Source organism: Gemmatimonadaceae bacterium (assembly GCA_019637445.1).
Classification (GTDB): Bacteria; Gemmatimonadota; Gemmatimonadetes; order Gemmatimonadales; family Gemmatimonadaceae; genus Pseudogemmatithrix.
In genome coordinates this window covers 1,181,587-1,200,777 of the sequence record JAHBVS010000001.1, presented here as the reverse complement: position 1 = coordinate 1,200,777, position 19,191 = coordinate 1,181,587, and the positions used below count along the sequence as shown (strand labels likewise).

The following is a 19,191-nucleotide window of genomic DNA, read 5'->3' as shown; positions in this document are numbered from 1 at the left end:
CCGCATCGCCGTTCGCCTTCGTCATACCACCTTCGTCCTCCGTCGTCTATCTCAGCGCTTCCGCCGCCAGCATCACCCGCTTCCGATCCACGCCCCACGCATACCCACCCAGCTCGCCGCTGGCGCGAATCACGCGATGGCAGGGAATCAAATAGCTCACGGGGTTGCTGCCCACCGCGCTGCCCACGGCCCGTGACGCCTTGGGGTCGCCAAGCCGGGTGGCAATCGCCCCGTAGGTCGTGACCTCGCCGGGCGGAATCTCCAGCAACGCGCGCCAGACCTTCAACTGGAAGTTCGTGCCCTTCACGTGAATCGCGAGCGCTGGAACCGCCGAACTTCCCGGGGGCGGGAAGGCCTTGGCCGCCGCCTCGCGTGTGGCGTCCTGGTCGGCCACCAAGGTGGCCAAGGGCCAATCGTGCTCCAGGCGCGCCAGCGCCTGCTTCCGCGAGACCGGTGCCACGAAGGCCAAATGGCAGAGCCCGCGCGCCGTGACCGCCAGCAAGGACTCGCCGAACGGCGTCGGATGGAAGCCGTAGCGCACCGTCACGCCAAACCCGCCACGTTGATACTCACCAGGCGTCACCGCCTCGGCGTTCACGATCAAGTCGTGCAGCCGACCCGGGCCCGATAGCCCGGCCGCGTAGCTCGCCTCCAACACCGGCCGACGCTCGCGCAGCATCCGCTTCACCGTCTCCGCCGTACGGTGCTGCACGAAACGCTTGGGGCTGATCCCGGCCCAGCGCGTGAACATGCGCTGAAAGTGGGACTCGCTGAGTCCGACGTGCGCGGCGACGTCGCCCAATGACGGCTGCGCGACCGGATCGCGGTCGAGGTATCGGATTGCGCGCTCGATGCGCGCATAGTCTGCACTGAGGGTTGCCACGTCCACGGATCGTCTCCTGCTGGGTGATGGACGCATGCTAAGCCCTCCGAATACCGGTGGCGACCCGATTCTTGCGCAGCCTCAGTAGTCCACCGGCCGTAGATACGACTCGCCGATTGCTGCCGCACTGACCATCGCCACGGTCGGCAGTTTGCGCTTCCAATGCGTCGAGTCCAGTCGCTTCGTCACCAGCCGCAGCGCCTCGGCGCCCATCCCCCGCGCAAGCAGCTCCTCGCGCGACCAGCCGTGCAACAGCCAGTTCAGGATCTCGTCTGCCACCGCGTACGACACGCCGAAGTCGCCTTCATCCGTCTGCCCCTCGATGAGATCGGCGCTGGCTGGCTTCTTCACGATCTCCTCGGGCACGCCGATGAACCGCGCCAACTCCCAGACCTGTGTCTTGAACAGGTCGCCGATTGGATTCACGGGCGGCGAGTCGTCCGCGTGCCAGGTGAAATAGCCCAGCAGGCGCTCGCTCTTGTTGCCGGTGCCCAGCGGCAGCGCGCCGTACCTTGCGGACAGGTCGAACAACGTGATCATCCGCGTGCGGGCCATCACGTTGCCGCGCCGCGCGGCGTCGGCGTCCGGCTCGTGCGCCAGATAGCCGTCCACCGCGTCAGTGATTTCCAGCGTCCGCTGCTCGATGCCGATGCCGTCCATCAAGAGTTGCGCGTGCGCGAGCGAGTCCGCGCTCGACGCCTTGTAGGGCATCCGCACCCCGACCACGTTCTCCTTGCCCAGCGCGCGCGCCGCGAGCGTGGCGACCACCGCCGAGTCCACGCCGCCAGACACGCCGACAATCGCCTTGCGGAAGCCGCGACGCTGGAACTCGTCGCGCAGGAAGGCAATCAACCAGCGCTCCACCAACGCGGCGTCGATGTCCAGCGAAGGCGGCGTGCCGTGCGCCGTCAGGCCGCCGCTCACCACGGGCAGCGTCCCGACGCTCGCCAAGGGAGCGGTTGGCGCGTGGTCGCTCGCATCAGCCAGCGCCGTCGGCGCGCTGTCGGCCCGTCGGCCCACGGCATCTGTCGACGGCAACAGCCCCAGCGCCCGGTCCAACTCCTTGCGCAGGAAAGGCAGGGCCGTGCGCAGGTCCGCCAGCAACGGTAGGTCCGAGCGCACCCGTCTGATGTCGCCTAGGTCCACGCTCGCCGTGAGCATCGCCTCCTCGAATACCGGCGCCCGCACACGTACGTCGCCGGCAGGGCCCACGACCATCGAGCCGCCCTGGAACATGCGGCCGCCTTCGCTTCCGACGAGGTTTGCCAGCACGCAGAACACGCCGTGCTCCTCGGCGATGTCGCGTACGAGGCGCTCCCAGCGCACCACGCTGCCAGGGCTCGATCCGTCCTCGCGCGGCGAGGCGCCGCGCGCCGGCGCAGCCGCCACCACGCACACCACCTGGGCCCCATCCAGCGCCGCGATAGTGCCCGTCAGCGAGTGCCAGGCATCCTCGCAGATGAGGATCGCCGCGCGCCCGAAGCGCGTGTCGAAGGCCGCGACGCCAAAGCCACGGTCCACGAAGCGCTCCTCGTCGAACAGCCCGTACGTCGGCAGGAAGTTCTTGCGATGCAGATGCAGCAGCCGCGGCGCGGCGCCGCCCCCGATGGCAATGCAGGCCGCACTGTTGTACGGTGTGCCGCCGTGCGTCTCGTAGAACCCGAGGACCACGTCCATCGCCGGCAGTTGGCTGGAGGTCCCGCCAAGGCGACGCGTGAGCTCGGCCACCAAGTGATCCGCATCAACGGCGAGCTCGCGCACGCCACCCTCGACGAAGTAACCCGACAGCACGGTCTCGGCGAAGACCACCAACTGCGGAGCCGGCCGCAGCGCTGCGGCCTCACCAATGAGCGCGGCGATTCGGTCGAGGTTGCCGGAGACGTCACCCTTGCGGGGCCGGAACTGCGGGACGGCGATGGTCAGCATTCCCAGAAAGTTGCCACGCTACCCCGCAGGGGGCGAGCGGCGCCGCCGACGCCCTCCCTGTGTAGAATGCAATCGTGCCGATGAACGCCGCCCGGATCCTGGCGCTGGGCCTTCTCCTGGGCCTCGCCCCCATCGCACTGCGCGCCCAGGCGCCGCAGGGCGAGCCCTGGCGCATCATCACCCCGGCGCAGTCCTCGTTGGTCTATGCGCGCGACGGCTCCCTCGTGGGGGAGATCGGCCGCGAATGGCGCAGCAATGTGCCTATCGGCTCGCTGCCCTCCCACGTGCCCGCGGCCTTCGTCGCGGTCGAGGACCGACGGTTCTACCAGCACGACGGCGTGGACGTCGTGGGCATCGCCGCCGCCATCAAGGACAACCTGCTCGGGGCCAGCCGCGGGGCCAGCACGATCACGCAGCAGCTGGTCGGCAACATGCATCCCGAGATCATCGACCGCTCCGATCGCTCGCTGAGCCGCAAGGTGCGCGAGCAGATCGCGGCGCGGGAGATGGAGAAGCACTACTCGAAGGCGCAGATCCTCGAGGCGTATCTCAACCAGATCCACTTCGGTCGCAATTGGTATGGCATCGAATCGGCCGCGCGGCACTACTTCGGCAAGTCCGCACGGGACCTGAGCATCGCTGAGGCGGCGTCACTGGCCTCGCTGCCCAAGGGCCCGGCGACCTACGACCCGATTCGCTATCCCGCACGCAACAAGAATCGGCGCGACGCGATCCTCGGCCTGATGCAGGAGCAGGGCTACATCACGGAAGGACAGATGCGGGCCGCCCGCGCCGAGCCCATCACCGTGGCGCCCAATGCCGGGATGTCGGTGGCCGCCGCGTATTTTGTCGATGCCGTGCGCCAGCAGCTTCAGGCGGCTGGCATCGCGTTGGAGCAGGGCGGATTCCGGGTGCAGACGACGCTCGAGCCAGGCTTGCAGCGCGCCGCCGAGACGGCGCTGGCGCAGGGCACGCTGGCCATTGAGCAGTCCGCCGGCTATCGCCACCGCAAGCTCGCGACTCGCGGCAACTCCACGGACGTCCTGCAGGGTGCGATTGTCGCGCTCGACCCGCGCTCGGGCGACGTGCTGGCCTTGGTCGGCGGCCGAGACCACGCGTGGGCGCCTTTCAATCGCGCGACGAACGCCGAGCGGCAGCCGGGCTCGACATTCAAGCCGATCGTGTACGCGCGGGCGCTGATGGACTCGCTGCCGCCCACGACGCTGCTCGGCGACACCGCGCTGACGATCGCCTATGATCGGCAGGTGTATTCGCCGAAGAACGCGGATGGCGAGTTCCTCGGTGAGATCTCGATGCGCACGGCGCTGGCGCGCAGCCGCAATCCCGTGGCCGTATCGCTGTGGCAACGCGCGGGCGCCGACTCGGTGATCGCTCTCGCGCGCCGAATGGGGCTGGGCGGGCCGATTGCCCCCTATCCAGCAAGCGCCATCGGCGCCTCCGTCGTCCGCCCGATCAACATGGTGGCGGCCTTCACCACGTTTGCGAACCTCGGGCAGCCCGTCGAGCCGCGCTTCGTGATCCGCGTGACCGATCGCACGGGTCGCGCCATCTACGGCCAGAACACGCGCTGGCTGCCGCAGGCCATGGACTCGGCCGTGGCCTTCGTGACCCTGCAGCTGATGCGCGAGGCGGTGGACAACGGCACCGGCGGCGCCGTGCGACGTTACGTCAGCGCCGATGTGCCGGTGGCAGGCAAGACCGGCACGACCGACGACAACACCGACGTGTGGTTCATCGGGATGACGCGCAACCTGGTGGCAGGGGTATGGCTCGGGTTCGATCGGCCCAAGACGATCACGCCAGGTGCGGGCGGCGGCGGGCTGGCCGCGCCGATCTGGGGGCAGATGGTGGCGGAATGGAGCCGGGTGAATGCCAGCGACTGGCAGATGCCGGCCTCGGTGGTCGTGGCGGAGCTGGACCGCGCCACGCGCGATCTGAGCGAGCCAGACACGCCAGCGGAGCGTCGTTATCTCGAGTACTTCATCGCCGGTACCGAGCCCGCCGCCCTGCGCGTGGATGCGCGGCGCCTGTTTCTCGGGTTCGGACCCATCCCAGTGTTTTGACGCAAGCGACAGCGAATGTGATGCAGGTCTCCTGACGCCGACCGTGCACCTCGACAGATTTCCCTCGTGACCCCGACTCGCCTGACCCTGGCCCTCGGCCTGATGGCCCTCACCGCCTGCTCCTCCTCGACGGGCGGCGGCAATCCCCAAGTCAACTCTGACTACTCGTTGGAACTGCGCTGGCTGGGCACCCCGCCGACGGGAGCGACCCTCGCGGCGTTCGAGAATGCGGCGAATACGATTCGCCAGACCGTGACCGGCGGCCTGCAGTCCGTGAGCCTACCGCCGAGCTTCACAAACGTCAGTCAGTGCGAGGCGTCGCTCACGGGGTTCCCCGACGTGCCGCGGGACCCAATTCCCGGCCTCGTCATCTACCTCCGCATCGTCGAGATCGATGACGTGGGCGGGACGCTCGGCTCGGCCGGCCCCTGCCTGATTCGCAGCGAGGCGCAGAACAACCTGCCCGCCCTCGGCGTGATGCGGTTGGACTCTGCCGACGTGGCGAACCTGAACATGACGGGACGCCTCGGCGCCGTGGTCCTGCACGAGATGCTGCACATCCTCGGGCTTGGGACCATCTGGTTCGACAACAACCTGCTGGACACGACGACGAACACGAATGCGCGCTTCCTCGGTGCGGGGGCGCGTGCCGCCTGCGCCGACCTGCACGGTGGCGGCGCGAACTGCAGTGCGACGGTACCGGTCCACAGCGCTGACGGCGCCGGATCTCGGTTCTCGCATTGGCGCGAGTCGCTGTTCACCAACGAGTTGATGACGCCGTTCCTCGACAACGTGCCGGTGAATCCGTTCTCGGCGATGTCGATCCGCTCGCTTGGTGATCTGGGATACGTCGTCTCGACGACGGCGGCGCAGTCGTTCACCGTGAGCGGGACGTTCCTGCGGATGGCGGGAAGCTCCGCCGAGCCGCCGCTGGCGATGCCGGAGCCGCTGCGGCCGCGATTCGCGCTGGACAATGCCGGCGGACTCGTGCCGCTGCGGAGGGACTGATGCGCAGGGCCGTGCTGATCTTGCTCGTTGCGGCGGCGGCAGCCTGCGAGAAGCGGGAGGTGCCTCCGGCCTCGACGTCGGGGCAAGCGGCAGGCGCGGCGGGTGGCGCGCTGTCAGATTCCGGTACGGCTGACAGCCTGCGCGCCGACTCCGTGCGCGCGGAACCGCAGTATCTTGGCCGAGATTCAGCGTTCGGTCCCTTGTTTGCAGTGGATTCGACAGGGAAGGCGGTACCGCTGCCGACGCGGCGGCCGTGAGTCCGATCACGATTTGCTGAGGAAGGATCCCATGGTGTTGAAGACGCGTCGTGCGTGGTGCGCAGTGGCGGGGCTGACCATCGCCGCCTGCTCGGAAGCCGCTCCGCCCCCGCCCCCGTCCAGTGTTGCGGCCGTCGTGTCTACGACGCTCACGCCGGCAGTTGTCGGCAGCGTCGTCACGCCGTCGCCCACGTTTGAGGTGCGCGCTGAGAACGGTCGGGCGTTGCGGGCCAATGTGGCCGTGGCGGTGACCGCCGGTGGTGGCAGCATCGCCAACGCGCCAACGCGATCGCTACGCGGCCCCACGGAGATTGGGGCCTGGACCTTGGGCAACACGGCCGGCCCGCAGTCGTTGAGCGTGTCGGTCGACGGCATCCCGACGCTGACGTTCACCATCAACGCGCTGCCCGCCGCTGCCTCCGCGCTCAACAAGGTCGGCAATCCTGATTTGCGCGCGCCCGAGTTGTCCGTGGTGCCGACGGCAATCGAAGTGCGATTGGTGGATGCGTTCGGCAACGGCGTCTCGGGTGCGACGGTCGCCTGGGCCGTGACCGCGGGCGGTGGTTCTGTCGGCGCCGCCTCTTCGGTGACGAACGCAACCGGGGTCGCGACAGCGCCGGCCTGGACCTTGGGTGCGGATGGTTCCGGCGCGCAGACCCTGGTGGCGACGAGTGGCGCGTTTAACCAGTCGTTTTCTGCCGTGATCCAGGAGCCGCCGGCCAGCATCACTATCGAGCAGGCCGCGCCTGCGTCACTAGCCGCGGGCACATCGCCGGTCGCGGCACCGACATTTGCCGTGCGTGATGCGGCGAACAACATCCTGAACGGCATTCCCGTCACGATCACGGTGACCGCCGGCAGTGGATCGCTCGAGGACAGTCCCGCGGTTACGGATGCCGGGCCGACGTCAATCGGTACGTGGACCCTCGACGAGTCGGTGGGCACGAACTCCGTGACGGTCTCCGTGGCGGGCGTGCCGTCCGTGGTCTTCACCACCGAAGGTGTGGTGGGGCCCGTTTCGAAGGTGACCGTGGTTGAGGGCGAAGGCCAGGAGGCCTTGGCCGGGACGGCGCTGGCGCAGCCCGTGCGTGTGCTCGCGGCCGACCAGTTCGACAACCCATCGCCGGGCTCGCAGGTGTTCTGGACGCTGATTTCCGGCGACGGTTCGCTGGCCGCGGCCGTGTCGATGACCGACGGTTCGGGCATCGCGACGATGCCCGAGTGGACCCTCGGCAAGACCGAGACCGAACAGTCCGTGCAGGTGGTCGCCGGGTCCGCGAGCCGTCTCATCACCGCGGCTGTGCAGACCAACTACGATCTGGAAATTCGCTGGCGTGGCACGCCGCCCGCGGGTGACGTCCAGGCCGCGTTCCTGAATGCGGCGGCCCGCATCCGCGCTGGGGTCGTGGGCCAACTCAGCACGCTGACCTTCACGAACTTCGACGCCAACGCCTGCGTGAGTGGCCTGACCCTCAATGAGGCCATCACGGGACTCGTGATCTACGCGACGGTGGAGCCGATCGACGGCGTCGGCTCGGTGCTTGGCTCCGCCGGTCCCTGCTACATTCGCACGTCGAATCAGCTCTCCGCCGTGGGTCGGATGCGCTTCGACGTCGCAGACCTCGAGAATCTCTCGAGCCAAGGCCGCCTCGAGTCGGTGATCCTGCACGAGATGCTCCACGTGATCGGCGTCGGCACGCTCTGGGTGACCAAGGGCCTGCGCAGCGGCGAGGCGCCGGGCAGTACGCCGTTCTTCACGGGTGCACTGGCGCGCGATGCCTGCATCAACGACCACAACGGCGGCGTGCCCTGCGCATCCGCGGTGCCGGCGGAGGACTGCCTGAACCTCACGCAGTCCTGCGGCTCAGGGACGATCAACTCGCACTGGAAGGAAAGCGTGTTCCAGAGCGAACTGATGACGGGCTATCTCAGCGCCGGCGCGAATCCGTTCTCCAAGATGACGCTGCAGTCGCTGGCGGACCTGGGCTACACGGTCAACCTGAATATCCAGGACGCGTACACGGTGCCGCCGCCGAGCCTGATGTCGAGCATCCCGGCGTGGAGCCTCAAGCTGCCGGATCCGCACACGCCGTTGGCGGCGCTCGATGCCGCCGGCAACGTGGTTCGGGTCTACCGGACGTCGCTGCCCGACCACGAGTAGCGACACCGCGCTGGAAGAACGACGGAGGGGGCCGCGCGCCGCGCGGCCCCCTCCGTCGCTTCCCGCAGCAGTCTACGCTGCAGCCGGTCGCTTCTTTCCGCGCTCGGCGCCCGGCTCGGGCAGCAACGCGAGCTTCAGCACGTCTTCGAGCGTCTCGACGAAGTGAAAGTTGAGCTGGCTCTTCGCCTCATCCGGCACGTCCTCGACGTCCGCCTCGTTGTCCTTCGGCAGGATCACGTCGGTGATGCCGGCGCGGAGCGCGCCGAGCACCTTCTCCTTCACGCCACCGATCGGCAGCACGCGGCCGCGCAGCGTGATCTCGCCCGTCATTGCGATGTCCTTCCGTACCTGGCGGCCGCTCATCTCGCTGGCCAGGGCCGTCGAGATAGCTACGCCCGCCGACGGTCCGTCCTTGGGGATGGCGCCGGCCGGTACGTGGATATGCGTCTCCACCGTACCTAGGCGTGAGCGCGGGATGCCCAGCTTCTCGGCGTTCTTGGTGACGTAGGTGAAGGCGGCGCGGGCCGATTCCTTCATCACGTCACCCAGTTGGCCGGTGAGGATCAGCGAGACCGGTGCGCCGCCGCCCCCGGATTCGCCATCGCCGCTCGGCGGCGCAATCGGCCGGACCGAGGCCTCGACGAACATGATGTCGCCGCCCATCGGTGTGTAGTACATCCCTGTGGCGATGCCGACCTCGTGCGCGACGTTGGCCTTCTCCGGATGCACCTTCGGACGCCCGAGTAGCTCGCGCACTTCCTCGGCCGAGATCACGCCGTCCGCCGTGACGTCCTCGCCTTCCTTCGTGGCAATACGCCGCGCGACCTTGCGGGCCACCTTGCCGACCTCGCGCTCCAGCTGCCGCACGCCGCTCTCGCGCGTGTACTTGCTCACCAGTGACGCGATGGCCTCGTCCTCGAACACCAGCGACTTGTCGGCCAGGCCGTTCTCCTCGAGCTGCCGGGGAATCAGGTACTTCTTGGCGATCTCCTGCTTCTCGCGCTCGGTGTAGCCCGCGAACTCCACGACTTCCATGCGGTCGAGCAGCGGCCCGGGGATGTTCTGGATGAAGTTCGCCGTGGCGATGAACAGCACCTCGGAAAGGTCGAAGGGCACACCGAGGTAGTGGTCCGTGAACGAGTCGTTCTGCGCGGGGTCGAGGACCTCGAGCAGCGCGCTGGCCGGGTCGCCCTGGAAGGACTGGCCGAGCTTGTCGACTTCGTCGAGCAGGAAGACGGGGTTCTTGGTGCCCGCCTGCTTCATGCCCTGGATGATGCGCCCGGGCATCGCACCCACGTACGTCCGGCGATGTCCGCGGATGTCGGCCTCGTCGCGGGCACCACCGAGGGCGACGCGTACGTACTCGCGGCCCAGTGAGCGCGCGATGCTCTTGGCGATGGATGTCTTGCCCACGCCCGGCGGACCGGAGAACAGCAGGATCGGTCCCTTGGCCATCGCCCGCGCCTTGGCCTCGCGCTTGTCGGTGATCTGCCGCTCGTTCTCCTCGGCGCTGTGCCGCTTCTTCGGGATCGACGCCGACGGCGCCTCGTCCGCCTGCGTGCGCAGCTTGGCGGCGGGGAACTCGCCGGTGCGGTCCATCTCCTCGCTGAGTTGCTGTGCGCGCAACTGGCGCACGGCGAGGAACTCGAGCACGCGGTCCTTCACGTCCTTGAGGCCGTAGTGGTCCTCCTCGAGCACCTCGTGCGCGTGCTTGAGGTCGAGCTGGTCGTCCGAGCGCGTGTTCCACGGGAGTTCGGCGATCCACTCGAGGTAGGTGCGGATGACCTGCGCCTCCATTGACTCGCGACCGGAGCGCTCGAGGCGCCCGAGCTCTCGCTCGACTTCGGTGCGCGCCTCCTTGGGGAGCTCGAGCGCGTTCAGCTTCTCGCGCAGCTCCTCGATCTCCTTGGACTGGTCGTCGTCGCCGAGCTCCTTCTGGATGGCCTTCATCTGCTCGCGCAGGAACATCTCGCGCTGGCGTTCGCCGAGCTCCTCCTGGACCTGCGACTTGATCTCTTCCTGCGCTTCGAGCAGCGAGATCTGGCGCTGTACCATCACGAGGACCTTGCGCAGGCGCTCCTCGACCGAGAGGGTCTCGAGCAGACCCTGCTTCTCGGCCACGGAAAGCTCGATGTAGCCGGCGACCAAGTCCGCGAACTTGCCGGGTTCGGTGACGGAGTCGAGCACCTGGTGCACGACTTCCTCGGGCAGCCCGCGGCGTTCGCCGAGCTCGGCGGCGCGCTCGCGGATCTCCTTGTGGAGGGCCTCGAAGGCGGGATCCCGTTCGTCCAGCGGGGCCATCTCCTCCGTCTGCGTGACGACGGCAGAGAGGAAGCCTTCGGTGGTCGTGTACTGCAGCGAGGTGGCGCGCTGCTCGCCGTGCAGCAGCAACTGCACGCCGCCGAGGCCGCGCTGGACCTGGCCGATGCGGGCGATGACGCCCATCGAGTAAAGGATCTCCGGCGCCGGCTCCTCGGTGTTGTCGCGCTGGGCGACGGCGAAGACGAGGCGGTCGCCCTTGAGGGCCGATTCAATGGCGCGGAGCGTCCCGGGTCGGCCGGCCGCAATTGGCGCGGTGAGTCCCGGGAAAATCACCGTCCCGCGTAGCGGCAGGACGGGGAGTGTCTGGCGAGTGCCCATGAAAACGCGATGACCTGGTGTGAGGCGTACGTGCCTAGTGAGATGAGTACCGGTCTCGCAAGGAGCGTTCCGCCCTGACTTACGACATTGTGGCGGGGAATGCAACTTTCTCCCGCCTGCGTGACGTAGTGCCTGCCATCGCGGCGACCGGGTGCCAGCTTCTCATAGGTGGTACCCCGAGCCGCGCTATGGTATCGTAGTCGGACGCAGTTCGGACTCCCCCCAATCGCCGCCGTGAGCGAACCTCGGATCAGCCAGTCAGATGCGGAACTGCAGTCGCACATCGTGCGGGTGCTGGAATCGCAGTACGAGGTGGAGAAGGAGATCGGCCGTGGTGGGATGGGCATCGTCTACAAGGGGCGCGACAAGCGCCTCAAGCGACCGGTGGCCATCAAGCTGCTGCCGCCCGAGTTGGCGTTCCGCTCGGAGATCCGGCAGCGCTTCCTGCGCGAGGCGGAGATGGCCGCGCAGCTCAGCCATCCGCACATCGTGCCGATCTATTCGGTGGACGAGCGTGAGGGCCTGGTCTACTTCGTGATGGCGCTGGTCGAGGGCGAGAACCTCGGCACGCGCATCCAGCGTCAGGGTCCGCTCCAGCCCGAGGAGGCACGGCGCATCCTTCGCGAGGTGGGCGACGCGCTGGCCTATGCGCACTCGCAGAACACCGTGCACCGCGACATCAAGCCGGACAACATCCTGCTCGACGGCAACACCGGTCGCACGATGGTGACGGACTTTGGCATTGCGCGCGCGGTGAGCGAGGGCGGGGACGCCAAGCTGACGGCGACGGGCATCGCGATTGGCACACCGGCCTATATGAGCCCGGAGCAGTCGGCGGGCGACCGCGACATCGATGGGCGCACGGACCTCTACGCGCTCGGCATCGTCGCCTACCAGATGCTCTGCGGCGACCTGCCGTTCTCGGCCAACAGCACCCCGGCGTTGCTCGTGAAGCACCTGAGCGAGCGTCCGGTGCCGATCGACCGTCGGGCGATGGTGCCGCCGGACCTGGCGCGCGCCGTGATGTTGTGTCTTGAGAAGAACCCGGACGATCGCTTCCCGGATGCGCGGGCCTTCGTCGAGGCCTTGGATGGCGGGGCGATGCCCAACTTGCCGGTGCGCGCCAGCGCGGCCTATCCGCAGGCGACGCCGAGCTGGTCGGCGCCGATTCTTGAGGAGGAGAGCGGGCCGACGGCGAACGAGATCGCGCGTTGGCACGACCCGTCAGTCGTGCGGTTCCGCAAGGCGATTGCGCCGTTCCTGTTCGTGACGGGTGCGCTGTTCGCCGTGGGGCTCGTGGGCGGCCCGAACCTGCTGGTCATCTCGGCGTTCTGGGGCATCAACGTCGCGTACAAGTACGCGCGGCTCTGGAGCGACGGTTACGATTGGCGCGACGTGTTCAAGCAGCCGCGCGACAAGATGCTGGTGGACGTGGCCGCCGACACGGTCGACAATGCCAAGGCCATCTTCGACCGCGACAAGCGCGCCGAGGTGCGCGAGAAGGCGCGCCGCCGCCGGCACTCGCTGGGGGCCGCCACGTCGCCGGAAGCAGGCGTCAACGCGCTCGGGCCGCTGGACGGCGCCGCGCTGGGCTCCGGTCCGCACGCGACGGTCGCGCGCCAGGCCATCACGGATCGTGAGGAGATCGTCCGCCTCGTCAACGACCTGCCCAAGTCCGAGCAGCAGCGCGTGGCGGACGTGGTGCCCACCGCGCGGCAACTCGCCGAGAGCGTGATGGGGCTGGCGACCTCGCTCACGACCCTGGAACGCGAGAACAGCGGCCAGACCGTGGCGGCGATGGACAAGGAGATCGCGACGCTCGAGGCGCAGGCAAATCCCTTGGACTTCAGCGCCAGCGAGGTGCGCGTGAAGCGCCTGGCGATGCTCAAGCGTGCGCGCCGCGGGGCCGCAGAGGTGGAGCAGCGCAAGACGGAGTACACAGCCAAACTCGAGGACTGCGCGCTGGCCCTGCAGAACCTCAAGTACGACATGCTCAAGCTCAAGGCGGGCAGCCAGAGCTGGCAGCACGTAACGACGATGGCCGAGCAGGCGATGGCGCTGGCCCGCGACGTGGATGCGGTCGTGTATGCGGGGGACGCGCTCTCGAGGCTCGACCGTCCCCGCACGCGTGGCTGACGAGGATCTGCTTCCGCGGGCCGCGGCGGCGGTCGCGGACCATTTCCACATCGAAGCCGAGATTGGGCGCGGCGGGATGGCCGTGGTGTATCGCGCCACCGACCTCCGGCTGCGGCGAAAGGTCGCGCTCAAGGTGCTGCCGCCGGACCTCGCGTATCGCGACGAGGTGAAGCGCCGCTTCCTGCGAGAGGCGGAGATGGCGGCGCGGCTCTCGCACCCGCACATCGTGCCCATTTACGCGGTGGACGAGGCCGATGGTCTCGTTTGGATTGCGATGGGACTCGTGGAAGGCGAGTCGCTGGCGCAGCGGTTGCACCGTGAACCGCAGCCGCCGCTTGATGTTGTGCGTCGCGTGCTGCGCGAAGTGGCCGACGCGCTCGACTACGCGCATCGCGAGGGTGTGGTGCATCGCGACATCAAGCCGGACAACATCCTGCTTGAGCACTCCACGGGGCGGGCACTGGTCACGGACTTCGGCATCGCGCGCGCGGCGGAGGGTGACCAGCGCCTGACCGCCACCGGCATCGCCGTGGGGACGCCGGCGTACATGAGTCCCGAGCAGGCAATGGGCGAGCGCGAGGTCGACGGCCGCGCCGATATCTACGCGCTGGGTGTGGTGGCGTATCAGATGCTGGCGGGCGAATTGCCATTCCAGGCGTCCAACACGCCGACGATGCTGATGAAGCACCTGAGCGAGCGGCCGCGGCCGCTGGTGCAGGTGCGTGACGATGTGCCGGTCCCGGTGCTCGCCGCAGTGGAGCGCGCGCTCGCGAAGGGCCGCGCGGAGCGATGGCCGGATGCCGCGCGGTTCAAGGCGGCGCTCTCGGAGGAGCTGGGTGAGGCATCACCGAGGCGCAGCCGCGCATCCGGGGTCGTGGCGGTGCCGCCAGCAGTCTCACCGCCGGCGGAATCGCGGCCCGTGTCGTCCGCGCCACCGCGGCTGCCAACGCCGCCACCGAGCGCTCCGTTCATCGCCGAGGATCCGCTCGACGCCCTGCACCGCAACACGCCATTGCCGGCGCCGGCTTTCCCGAGCCTGCCGCGTGACTGGATGTTCGATCCCAGCACGCGCGAACACGGCAAGGAGGCGCTGCGTGCCTGGCGCGAGGAGACGCGGCGCTGGAAGGAGCAGGTGAAGGGGCAGTCGCGCGGCAGCCGGCACGACCTCCGCCGCGCGTCCATCGAACTCAATGCGCTCCAGCTGCAGCAGCACGCGCCGGAGGTGCGCATCGCGCAGGTGCGGCGTCGCATCGGCTCCGGCGTCGTGACCATCGGCGTCTTGGCTGTGATCAACGCCATCACCAGTCCGATGTTTCCTTGGGTGGTCTTCCCGGCCATCGGCATCGGATTCGGGATGGTGAAGAAGGTCGCCGACCTTTGGGCGGACGGGATCCCGCTGCGGCGCATCTGGCAGCGCCCGGTGCGCCCAGCGGTTCGTGGTGACGAGCAGCCGTTGCGTCGGCTCGAGCCGAAGCTTCCGGCGCCACCAGCGGCCACGGCGGCCGAGGCGGTGCTCGATGCGGTGCCGCGCGACGTGCTCGAAGGACCACACGGCGTGGCGATTCGCGATGCCTTTGCCGCGCGCGCGCAAATCCGTTCGCTGCTGGCGCGGTTGCCCGAGCACGAGCGATCGTTGTTGCCGGAGATCCAGCCGACGGTGGAGTCATTGATCGAGCGCACGCGCACCTTGGCGGTCGCCCTGCACGCGCTCGACACCGACGCGTCCCCGGATGCGCTGGTGCGGCTCGAAACACGCATCGCGCAGGCGACCGCATTGCCCGAGGACGCCCCCGAACGCGCGAGGCGGCTGGAGTTGCTGGAGCGGCAGCGCGTGACGCTCACCGACCTCGCCGAGCGGCGCTCGGTGCTGTCGCAGCAGATGGAGCAGGCGGTCTTGCTCCTGGACACGATGAAGCTCGACCTCATGAAGCTGCGCAGCTCCGGCGTCCAGTCACGCCTCGCCGACGACCGGCACCTCACGTCCGAGATGCGGGCGTTGGCGCGCGACGTCGAGCGGGTGGCGGAGGCGGTGGACGAGTCGCGGATGGACCGCGGAACTGCCGAGTAGGGCGCCCTAGGTCCGAAGCGCCTCCGCCGGATGCACGCGCGTGGCGCGGCGAGCTGGACCGAGACTCGCTGCCAGCACGACGCCCACGAGGCTCGCCCCCACGAGCAGGAGCAGCAGTGGACCCGCCGAGCCAGCCGTGAACACCATCGCCGAGAGCGCGCGCGACGCGTACACCGCGCCGAGCAAGCCCGCGCCGACACCGACCACGGCGACCGCCAGGGACTGCGAGACGATCAACCGGACGACACTCGCCGCGCTGGCTCCCAATGCCATACGGATCCCCACCTCGGCGCGTCGCTGCGTGACGAGATATGCCACCACGCCATAGGTGCCGATGGCGCTCACTACAAACGCGACGAGCGCTGACACACCGATCAGGGCGAGCAGGAACCGCAGGCGGCCCATCGACCGCGTGACCACCTCGGGTAGGTCGCGCGGCTTGACAATGGGCACGCGCGCATCGATTGCGCGCACGGCCTCCCGCACCGCAGGCAGCATCTCCATCGGCTTACCCTGCGCCGTGCGGATGAACACGGATAGGTAGTTGATCGCATCGGTCCGTTGGTTGGGGATCAAGCTCGTTGCGGCGTAGAACACGGCCTCCGTGGGCGGCGCGTCGAGCGCCTCGGCGTGCAGTTCCGGGACCACACCCACGACGCGATACCACGACTGGGCGTTGCTCCCGTTGCTGCCGATCCCGCGACCGATCGGATCCTCGCCGGGCCAGAGGCGCTCGGCGAGTGCCTGCGTGACGACGACCGCCTGCGTGCGCGCATCGACGTCCCGCCAGGAGGGACGCTCGCCGTTGACCGTGATGCGCAGCGCATCGAAGTAGCCGGGCAACGCCACGGGTGTGGAGACACAAGGGGGTTGCTGGCCCGTCTCGTATGGCCGTCCCTCGCGAAATACCACGCTGCAGCCGGTGCCGAAGTCCTCGAGCGGCAGCGGGCCGAAGCCCACCTCCGCGACGCCCGGCAGCGCGCGCAATCGCGTCTCGAGATCCCGGTAGAACGCGGCAGCGCGTTCCCGCGTGTCGTAGGTGGAGAACGGCAGCCACACCTCGAAGCTGAGGACGCCCTGAGGGTCGAATCCGGCGTCGACGCCCCGCAGCGTGCGCGCACCGCGCACGAGCATCAACGCGACGCTCAGCAGGACCATCGTCGCGGCAAGCTGCGCCACGACAAGGCCCTGGCGTAGCAGGCGCCGGCGGGGCGAGGCCGCCAGCGTCCGGCTGCCATCGCGCAGTGCGGCGACGTCGAGGGACCTCCGCATCGCGGGTGCGAGGGCCAGCGCGGCGGCGACACCGAGTGCGAGCGCGATGCCGAGCGCCACGGGCGCGGCTCCGAGGTTCGCCTCGTGGATGCGGGCGACATCGCGCGGAGCGAGCCAGGGCAGCAGTTCGAGTGCCGCGTACGCCAGCGCCAGGCCGATGGCCAGGGCGGCACCACAGACCAGCAGGGACTCCGCTGCGAAGTGCGCCGCCATCTGTGCCGTCGACGCTCCCAGCGCCGTGCGCACGGCAGATTCCTGGCGCCGTGCCTCAAGGCGTGCAAGGAACAGGTTGGCGACGTTTGCCGTCGCGGCTGCGAGCACGAGCGCGACTACGCTGAGCAGGAGCCAGAGCGCGCGCGTCGCTTGCGGCCCGACCACGGCAGCGTGCAACGGGGTGGCCGCGATGCGGAAGTCGTAGTTGGCGAGGAACGACTCGGTGTAGGCCTGCGGCATCCACTCCGGGAAGCGCGCCAACAGTGCAGACAGCTCGCCGGTGGCAGATTCGGCATCCGCGCCGTCAGCCAGCCGCGCGACTCCGACGTATGGATGCGAGTTGTAGAAGGGACCGGCCTCGTTGACGTGCATTGGCACCCACACGTCGACGCCGAATCCCGTGAGGTCACTGGCGTCGGCAAAGGGTCCGGGCATCGGCGCCGTGAGGCCAGGTGCCGCGACGCCAATGATCTCGTAGTCTCCGCTGCCGGTCTCAAGGCTCTTGCCGATGACGGCAGGGTCCGCGCCGAAGTGGCTGCGGTGGTACTCGGCGGAGAGTACGGCCACCTCTGGCGCGCCGGGCGCGGCATCGGCGTCACCGAAGAGGCGTCCATACACGGCGCGCGCGCCGAGCACCCGCAGGGTGCTCGGTGTCGCGACGCCGAGGCGCGCGACCGCAGCCTCGCCGTCGGCGAGGACGGTGAACGACGAGGTGCTGTAGATGCCGAGCTCTGCCAGCGTACGCGCGTGCTGACGCAGGTGCACGTAGCCGCCGGTGGAAAGGCCCCAGATACGCTGGCCGCTGCCAGGGACCGTGGCCGGGTGTCGCACGGCCACCACGCGGTCGGGATCGGGAATCGGCAGCGGTTGCAGGAGCACCGCGTCGACCACCGCGAACACCGCCATCACGGCCGCGAGTCCGAGTCCGAGCGTCGCCGTCGCCATCAGAACGAAGCCGCGGTCGCGCCGCAGGAGTCGGCCGGCCCGCCGCGACTCGCGCCACAACGAGCGAGCAAACCCGGCCCGGCGGCGGGAGCGGACCTTGCGACGGTCGATGGCGGCGGTTTCGCGGCGGTAGCTCGCGACGTCGCCGAATCGGCGTTGCACCTCGCGTTCCGCATCATCGGCGCTCATGCCCTCGGCCACCAGTTGGGCGCGGCGTTCCTCGAGGTGGAAACGAAATTCCTCATCGACTACCGACTCCACGCGCTCTGAGGACTCGGGCAGCGAAAAGTCTCGGCGGGTGGGGCCGCTCATCGTGCCCCCGGCGCCGCGAGGATTCGAGCCATCGCCGTGGCGTAGCGGTTCCACCGCGAGGCCTCGGTCGCCAGCTGGCGTCGGCCCAGCGCCGTGAGGTCGTAGTACTTCGCCCGGCGGCCCGTCTCCGTGAGGCCCCATTCGGCGGTGAGCCAATCACGCTCCTCGAGGCGGTGCAGGGCCGGGTAGAGCGCGCCCTCCTCGACCAGCAACTGTCGTTGCGTGACGTCCTCGATCCAGCGGATGATGCCGACGCCGTGCATCGGCCCCCAGCTGAGGGTCTTGAGGAGGATGAGGTCGAGTGTTCCCCTAACGACGTCGAGCGATTCGCGCGGCACAGGCAAGCTCCGAGTAACCTAAGGTTCTTAGGTTAGACGGCGATCGCGCTGAAATGGTTTCGCGCCTGCGCTCGGGCAGCCCGGAGGCTGCCGAGGAACTACGGCGGGACCGGCACGGCCTCAAGTAGCGGGGCGAGCGCCCGCAACAGCGCGTCCGGCGAGTCCTCTGGTACAAAGTGCGAGGCGCCGGGCAGGACGTGCAGCGTCGATCCGCGCAACACGGCCTGCAGCCGCTCGCCGAGTGCGACGGGATAGAAGGGGTCGCTTTCGCCCCACACCACCACGGCCGGCACGCGCAGTTCCGCGAGTCGTGCAGACCACGGGCCGGTGTCGCAGTGCCGGATGGCGGCGAGATGCCGAATGAGTGCATCGCGCCCGCTGGGCGAGGTGAACTGCCGCAGGCAGGAGTCGAGCACGAGGTGTGAGCGTGCCGGATCGGCAAAGCCGCGCGCCACCGAGCCGTGCACGAGACCAGCGAGGAGGGCCGGCGGCGTGATGCGTGCCAGGGGCCCGAGCGCACGCGCCATTCGCGCCATGCGGCGCGGGCGCTGGCCGAATGCGGCGCTGCTGACGAGACCTAGCCCCGCCACGCGCTCAGGCCACTGCACGGCGAATGCCTGCGCCACGCCGCCACCGAGTCCGTGGCCCACGATGATTGCACGGTCGATCGTAAGATCGTCGAGGAGTGCGCTCAAGAGCTCGGCGTGATCACTGCATCCGGCGGCCGCCGACAAAGGCGCGTCGCTGCGACCGAATCCCGGGAGGTCCGCGACCACCAGCCGGTGTCCGGGGGGGAAGTCCCGGACCACGTGGCTCCAGAGACGGCTGGACATCGGGAATCCGTGCAGCAACACGACAGGCAGGCCCGAGCCCCGGGTGCCCGCGGCGTAGTAATAGAGGCGTCCGGCCCCCACATCGACGAACTCACCGCGCATGGCGGGAATCTGG

Annotated in this window: 11 protein-coding genes; 5 read left to right on the top strand and 6 right to left on the bottom strand. The window is 69.0% G+C overall.

The window, feature by feature from the left end:
* Window positions 1-46 precede the first annotated feature (46 nt).
* Both KF709_05525 and KF709_05520 read right to left on the bottom strand, forming a co-directional pair.
* Complete coding sequence (locus tag KF709_05525) at window positions 47-889, bottom strand: bifunctional helix-turn-helix domain-containing protein/methylated-DNA--[protein]-cysteine S-methyltransferase (GenBank protein MBX3173850.1); 843 nt, start codon at window positions 887-889, stop codon at window positions 47-49.
* 75 nt (window positions 890-964) lie between these two features.
* Entirely contained in the window at window positions 965-2,809 is a 1,845-nt protein-coding gene (locus KF709_05520; protein MBX3173849.1) for an NAD+ synthase, read from the bottom strand.
* 80 nt (window positions 2,810-2,889) lie between these two features.
* Here KF709_05520 and KF709_05515 point away from each other — a divergent pair, with 80 nt between their 5' ends.
* The 3 genes from KF709_05515 (at window position 2,890) to KF709_05505 (ending at window position 8,319) form a co-directional block, all read left to right on the top strand.
* Window positions 2,890-4,893 (top strand): PBP1A family penicillin-binding protein, encoded by a 2,004-nt coding sequence (locus KF709_05515; protein MBX3173848.1) that lies wholly within the window; start codon window positions 2,890-2,892, stop codon window positions 4,891-4,893.
* 66 nt (window positions 4,894-4,959) lie between these two features.
* Window positions 4,960-5,901 carry a hypothetical protein gene (locus KF709_05510; protein ID MBX3173847.1) on the top strand — a complete coding sequence of 314 codons (942 nt, stop codon included), beginning with the start codon at window positions 4,960-4,962 and terminating at the stop codon, window positions 5,899-5,901.
* 393 nt (window positions 5,902-6,294) lie between these two features.
* Window positions 6,295-8,319 (top strand): hypothetical protein, encoded by a 2,025-nt coding sequence (locus tag KF709_05505; protein ID MBX3173846.1) that lies wholly within the window; start codon window positions 6,295-6,297, stop codon window positions 8,317-8,319.
* Window positions 8,320-8,391: 72 nt separating this feature from the next.
* On the opposite strand, the gene lon is transcribed toward KF709_05505, so the two are convergent.
* A complete protein-coding gene (gene lon, locus KF709_05500; protein MBX3173845.1) occupies window positions 8,392-10,959 on the bottom strand; it encodes an endopeptidase La in 2,568 nt (855 codons plus the stop codon).
* A gap of 234 nt (window positions 10,960-11,193) precedes the next feature.
* Between lon and KF709_05495 the strand changes: the two genes are divergently transcribed.
* Window positions 11,194-13,095, top strand: a complete 1,902-nt coding sequence (locus KF709_05495) for a serine/threonine protein kinase (GenBank protein ID MBX3173844.1) — start codon at window positions 11,194-11,196, stop codon at window positions 13,093-13,095.
* On the top strand, window positions 13,088-15,163 hold the full coding sequence (locus KF709_05490) for a protein kinase (GenBank protein MBX3173843.1): 2,076 nt from the start codon (window positions 13,088-13,090) through the stop codon (window positions 15,161-15,163). Before KF709_05495 ends, KF709_05490 begins: the two co-directional genes overlap by 8 nt.
* Window positions 15,164-15,169: 6 nt before the next feature.
* Here the strand turns inward: KF709_05490 and KF709_05485 are convergent, their stop codons facing one another.
* The 3 genes from KF709_05485 to KF709_05475 all read right to left on the bottom strand — a co-directional run bounded on the left by KF709_05485 (window position 15,170) and on the right by KF709_05475 (window position 19,178).
* Entirely contained in the window at window positions 15,170-17,905 is a 2,736-nt protein-coding gene (locus KF709_05485; protein ID MBX3173842.1) for an ABC transporter permease, read from the bottom strand.
* Window positions 17,902-18,243 carry a PadR family transcriptional regulator gene (locus KF709_05480; GenBank protein ID MBX3173841.1) on the bottom strand — a complete coding sequence of 114 codons (342 nt, stop codon included), beginning with the start codon at window positions 18,241-18,243 and terminating at the stop codon, window positions 17,902-17,904. The genes KF709_05485 and KF709_05480 overlap by 4 nt, the downstream gene beginning before the upstream one ends.
* A 98-nt stretch (window positions 18,244-18,341) precedes the next feature.
* Window positions 18,342-19,178, bottom strand: coding sequence for an alpha/beta hydrolase (locus KF709_05475; protein MBX3173840.1), 837 nt, complete (start codon window positions 19,176-19,178; stop codon window positions 18,342-18,344).
* Between the last annotated feature and the right edge of the window lie 13 nt (window positions 19,179-19,191).

Bases quoted from the DNA above. Each gene is read 5' to 3' on its own strand.
- KF709_05520 (MBX3173849.1), bottom strand. From the start codon at position 2,809: ATGCTGACCATCGCCGTCCCGCAGTTCCGGCCCCGCAAGGGTGACGTC.
- KF709_05515 (MBX3173848.1), top strand. From the start codon at position 2,890: ATGAACGCCGCCCGGATCCTGGCGCTGGGCCTTCTCCTGGGCCTCGCC.
- lon (MBX3173845.1), bottom strand. From the start codon at position 10,959: ATGGGCACTCGCCAGACACTCCCCGTCCTGCCGCTACGCGGGACGGTG.
- KF709_05485 (MBX3173842.1), bottom strand. From the start codon at position 17,905: ATGAGCGGCCCCACCCGCCGAGACTTTTCGCTGCCCGAGTCCTCAGAG.
- KF709_05475 (MBX3173840.1), bottom strand. From the start codon at position 19,178: ATGCGCGGTGAGTTCGTCGATGTGGGGGCCGGACGCCTCTATTACTAC.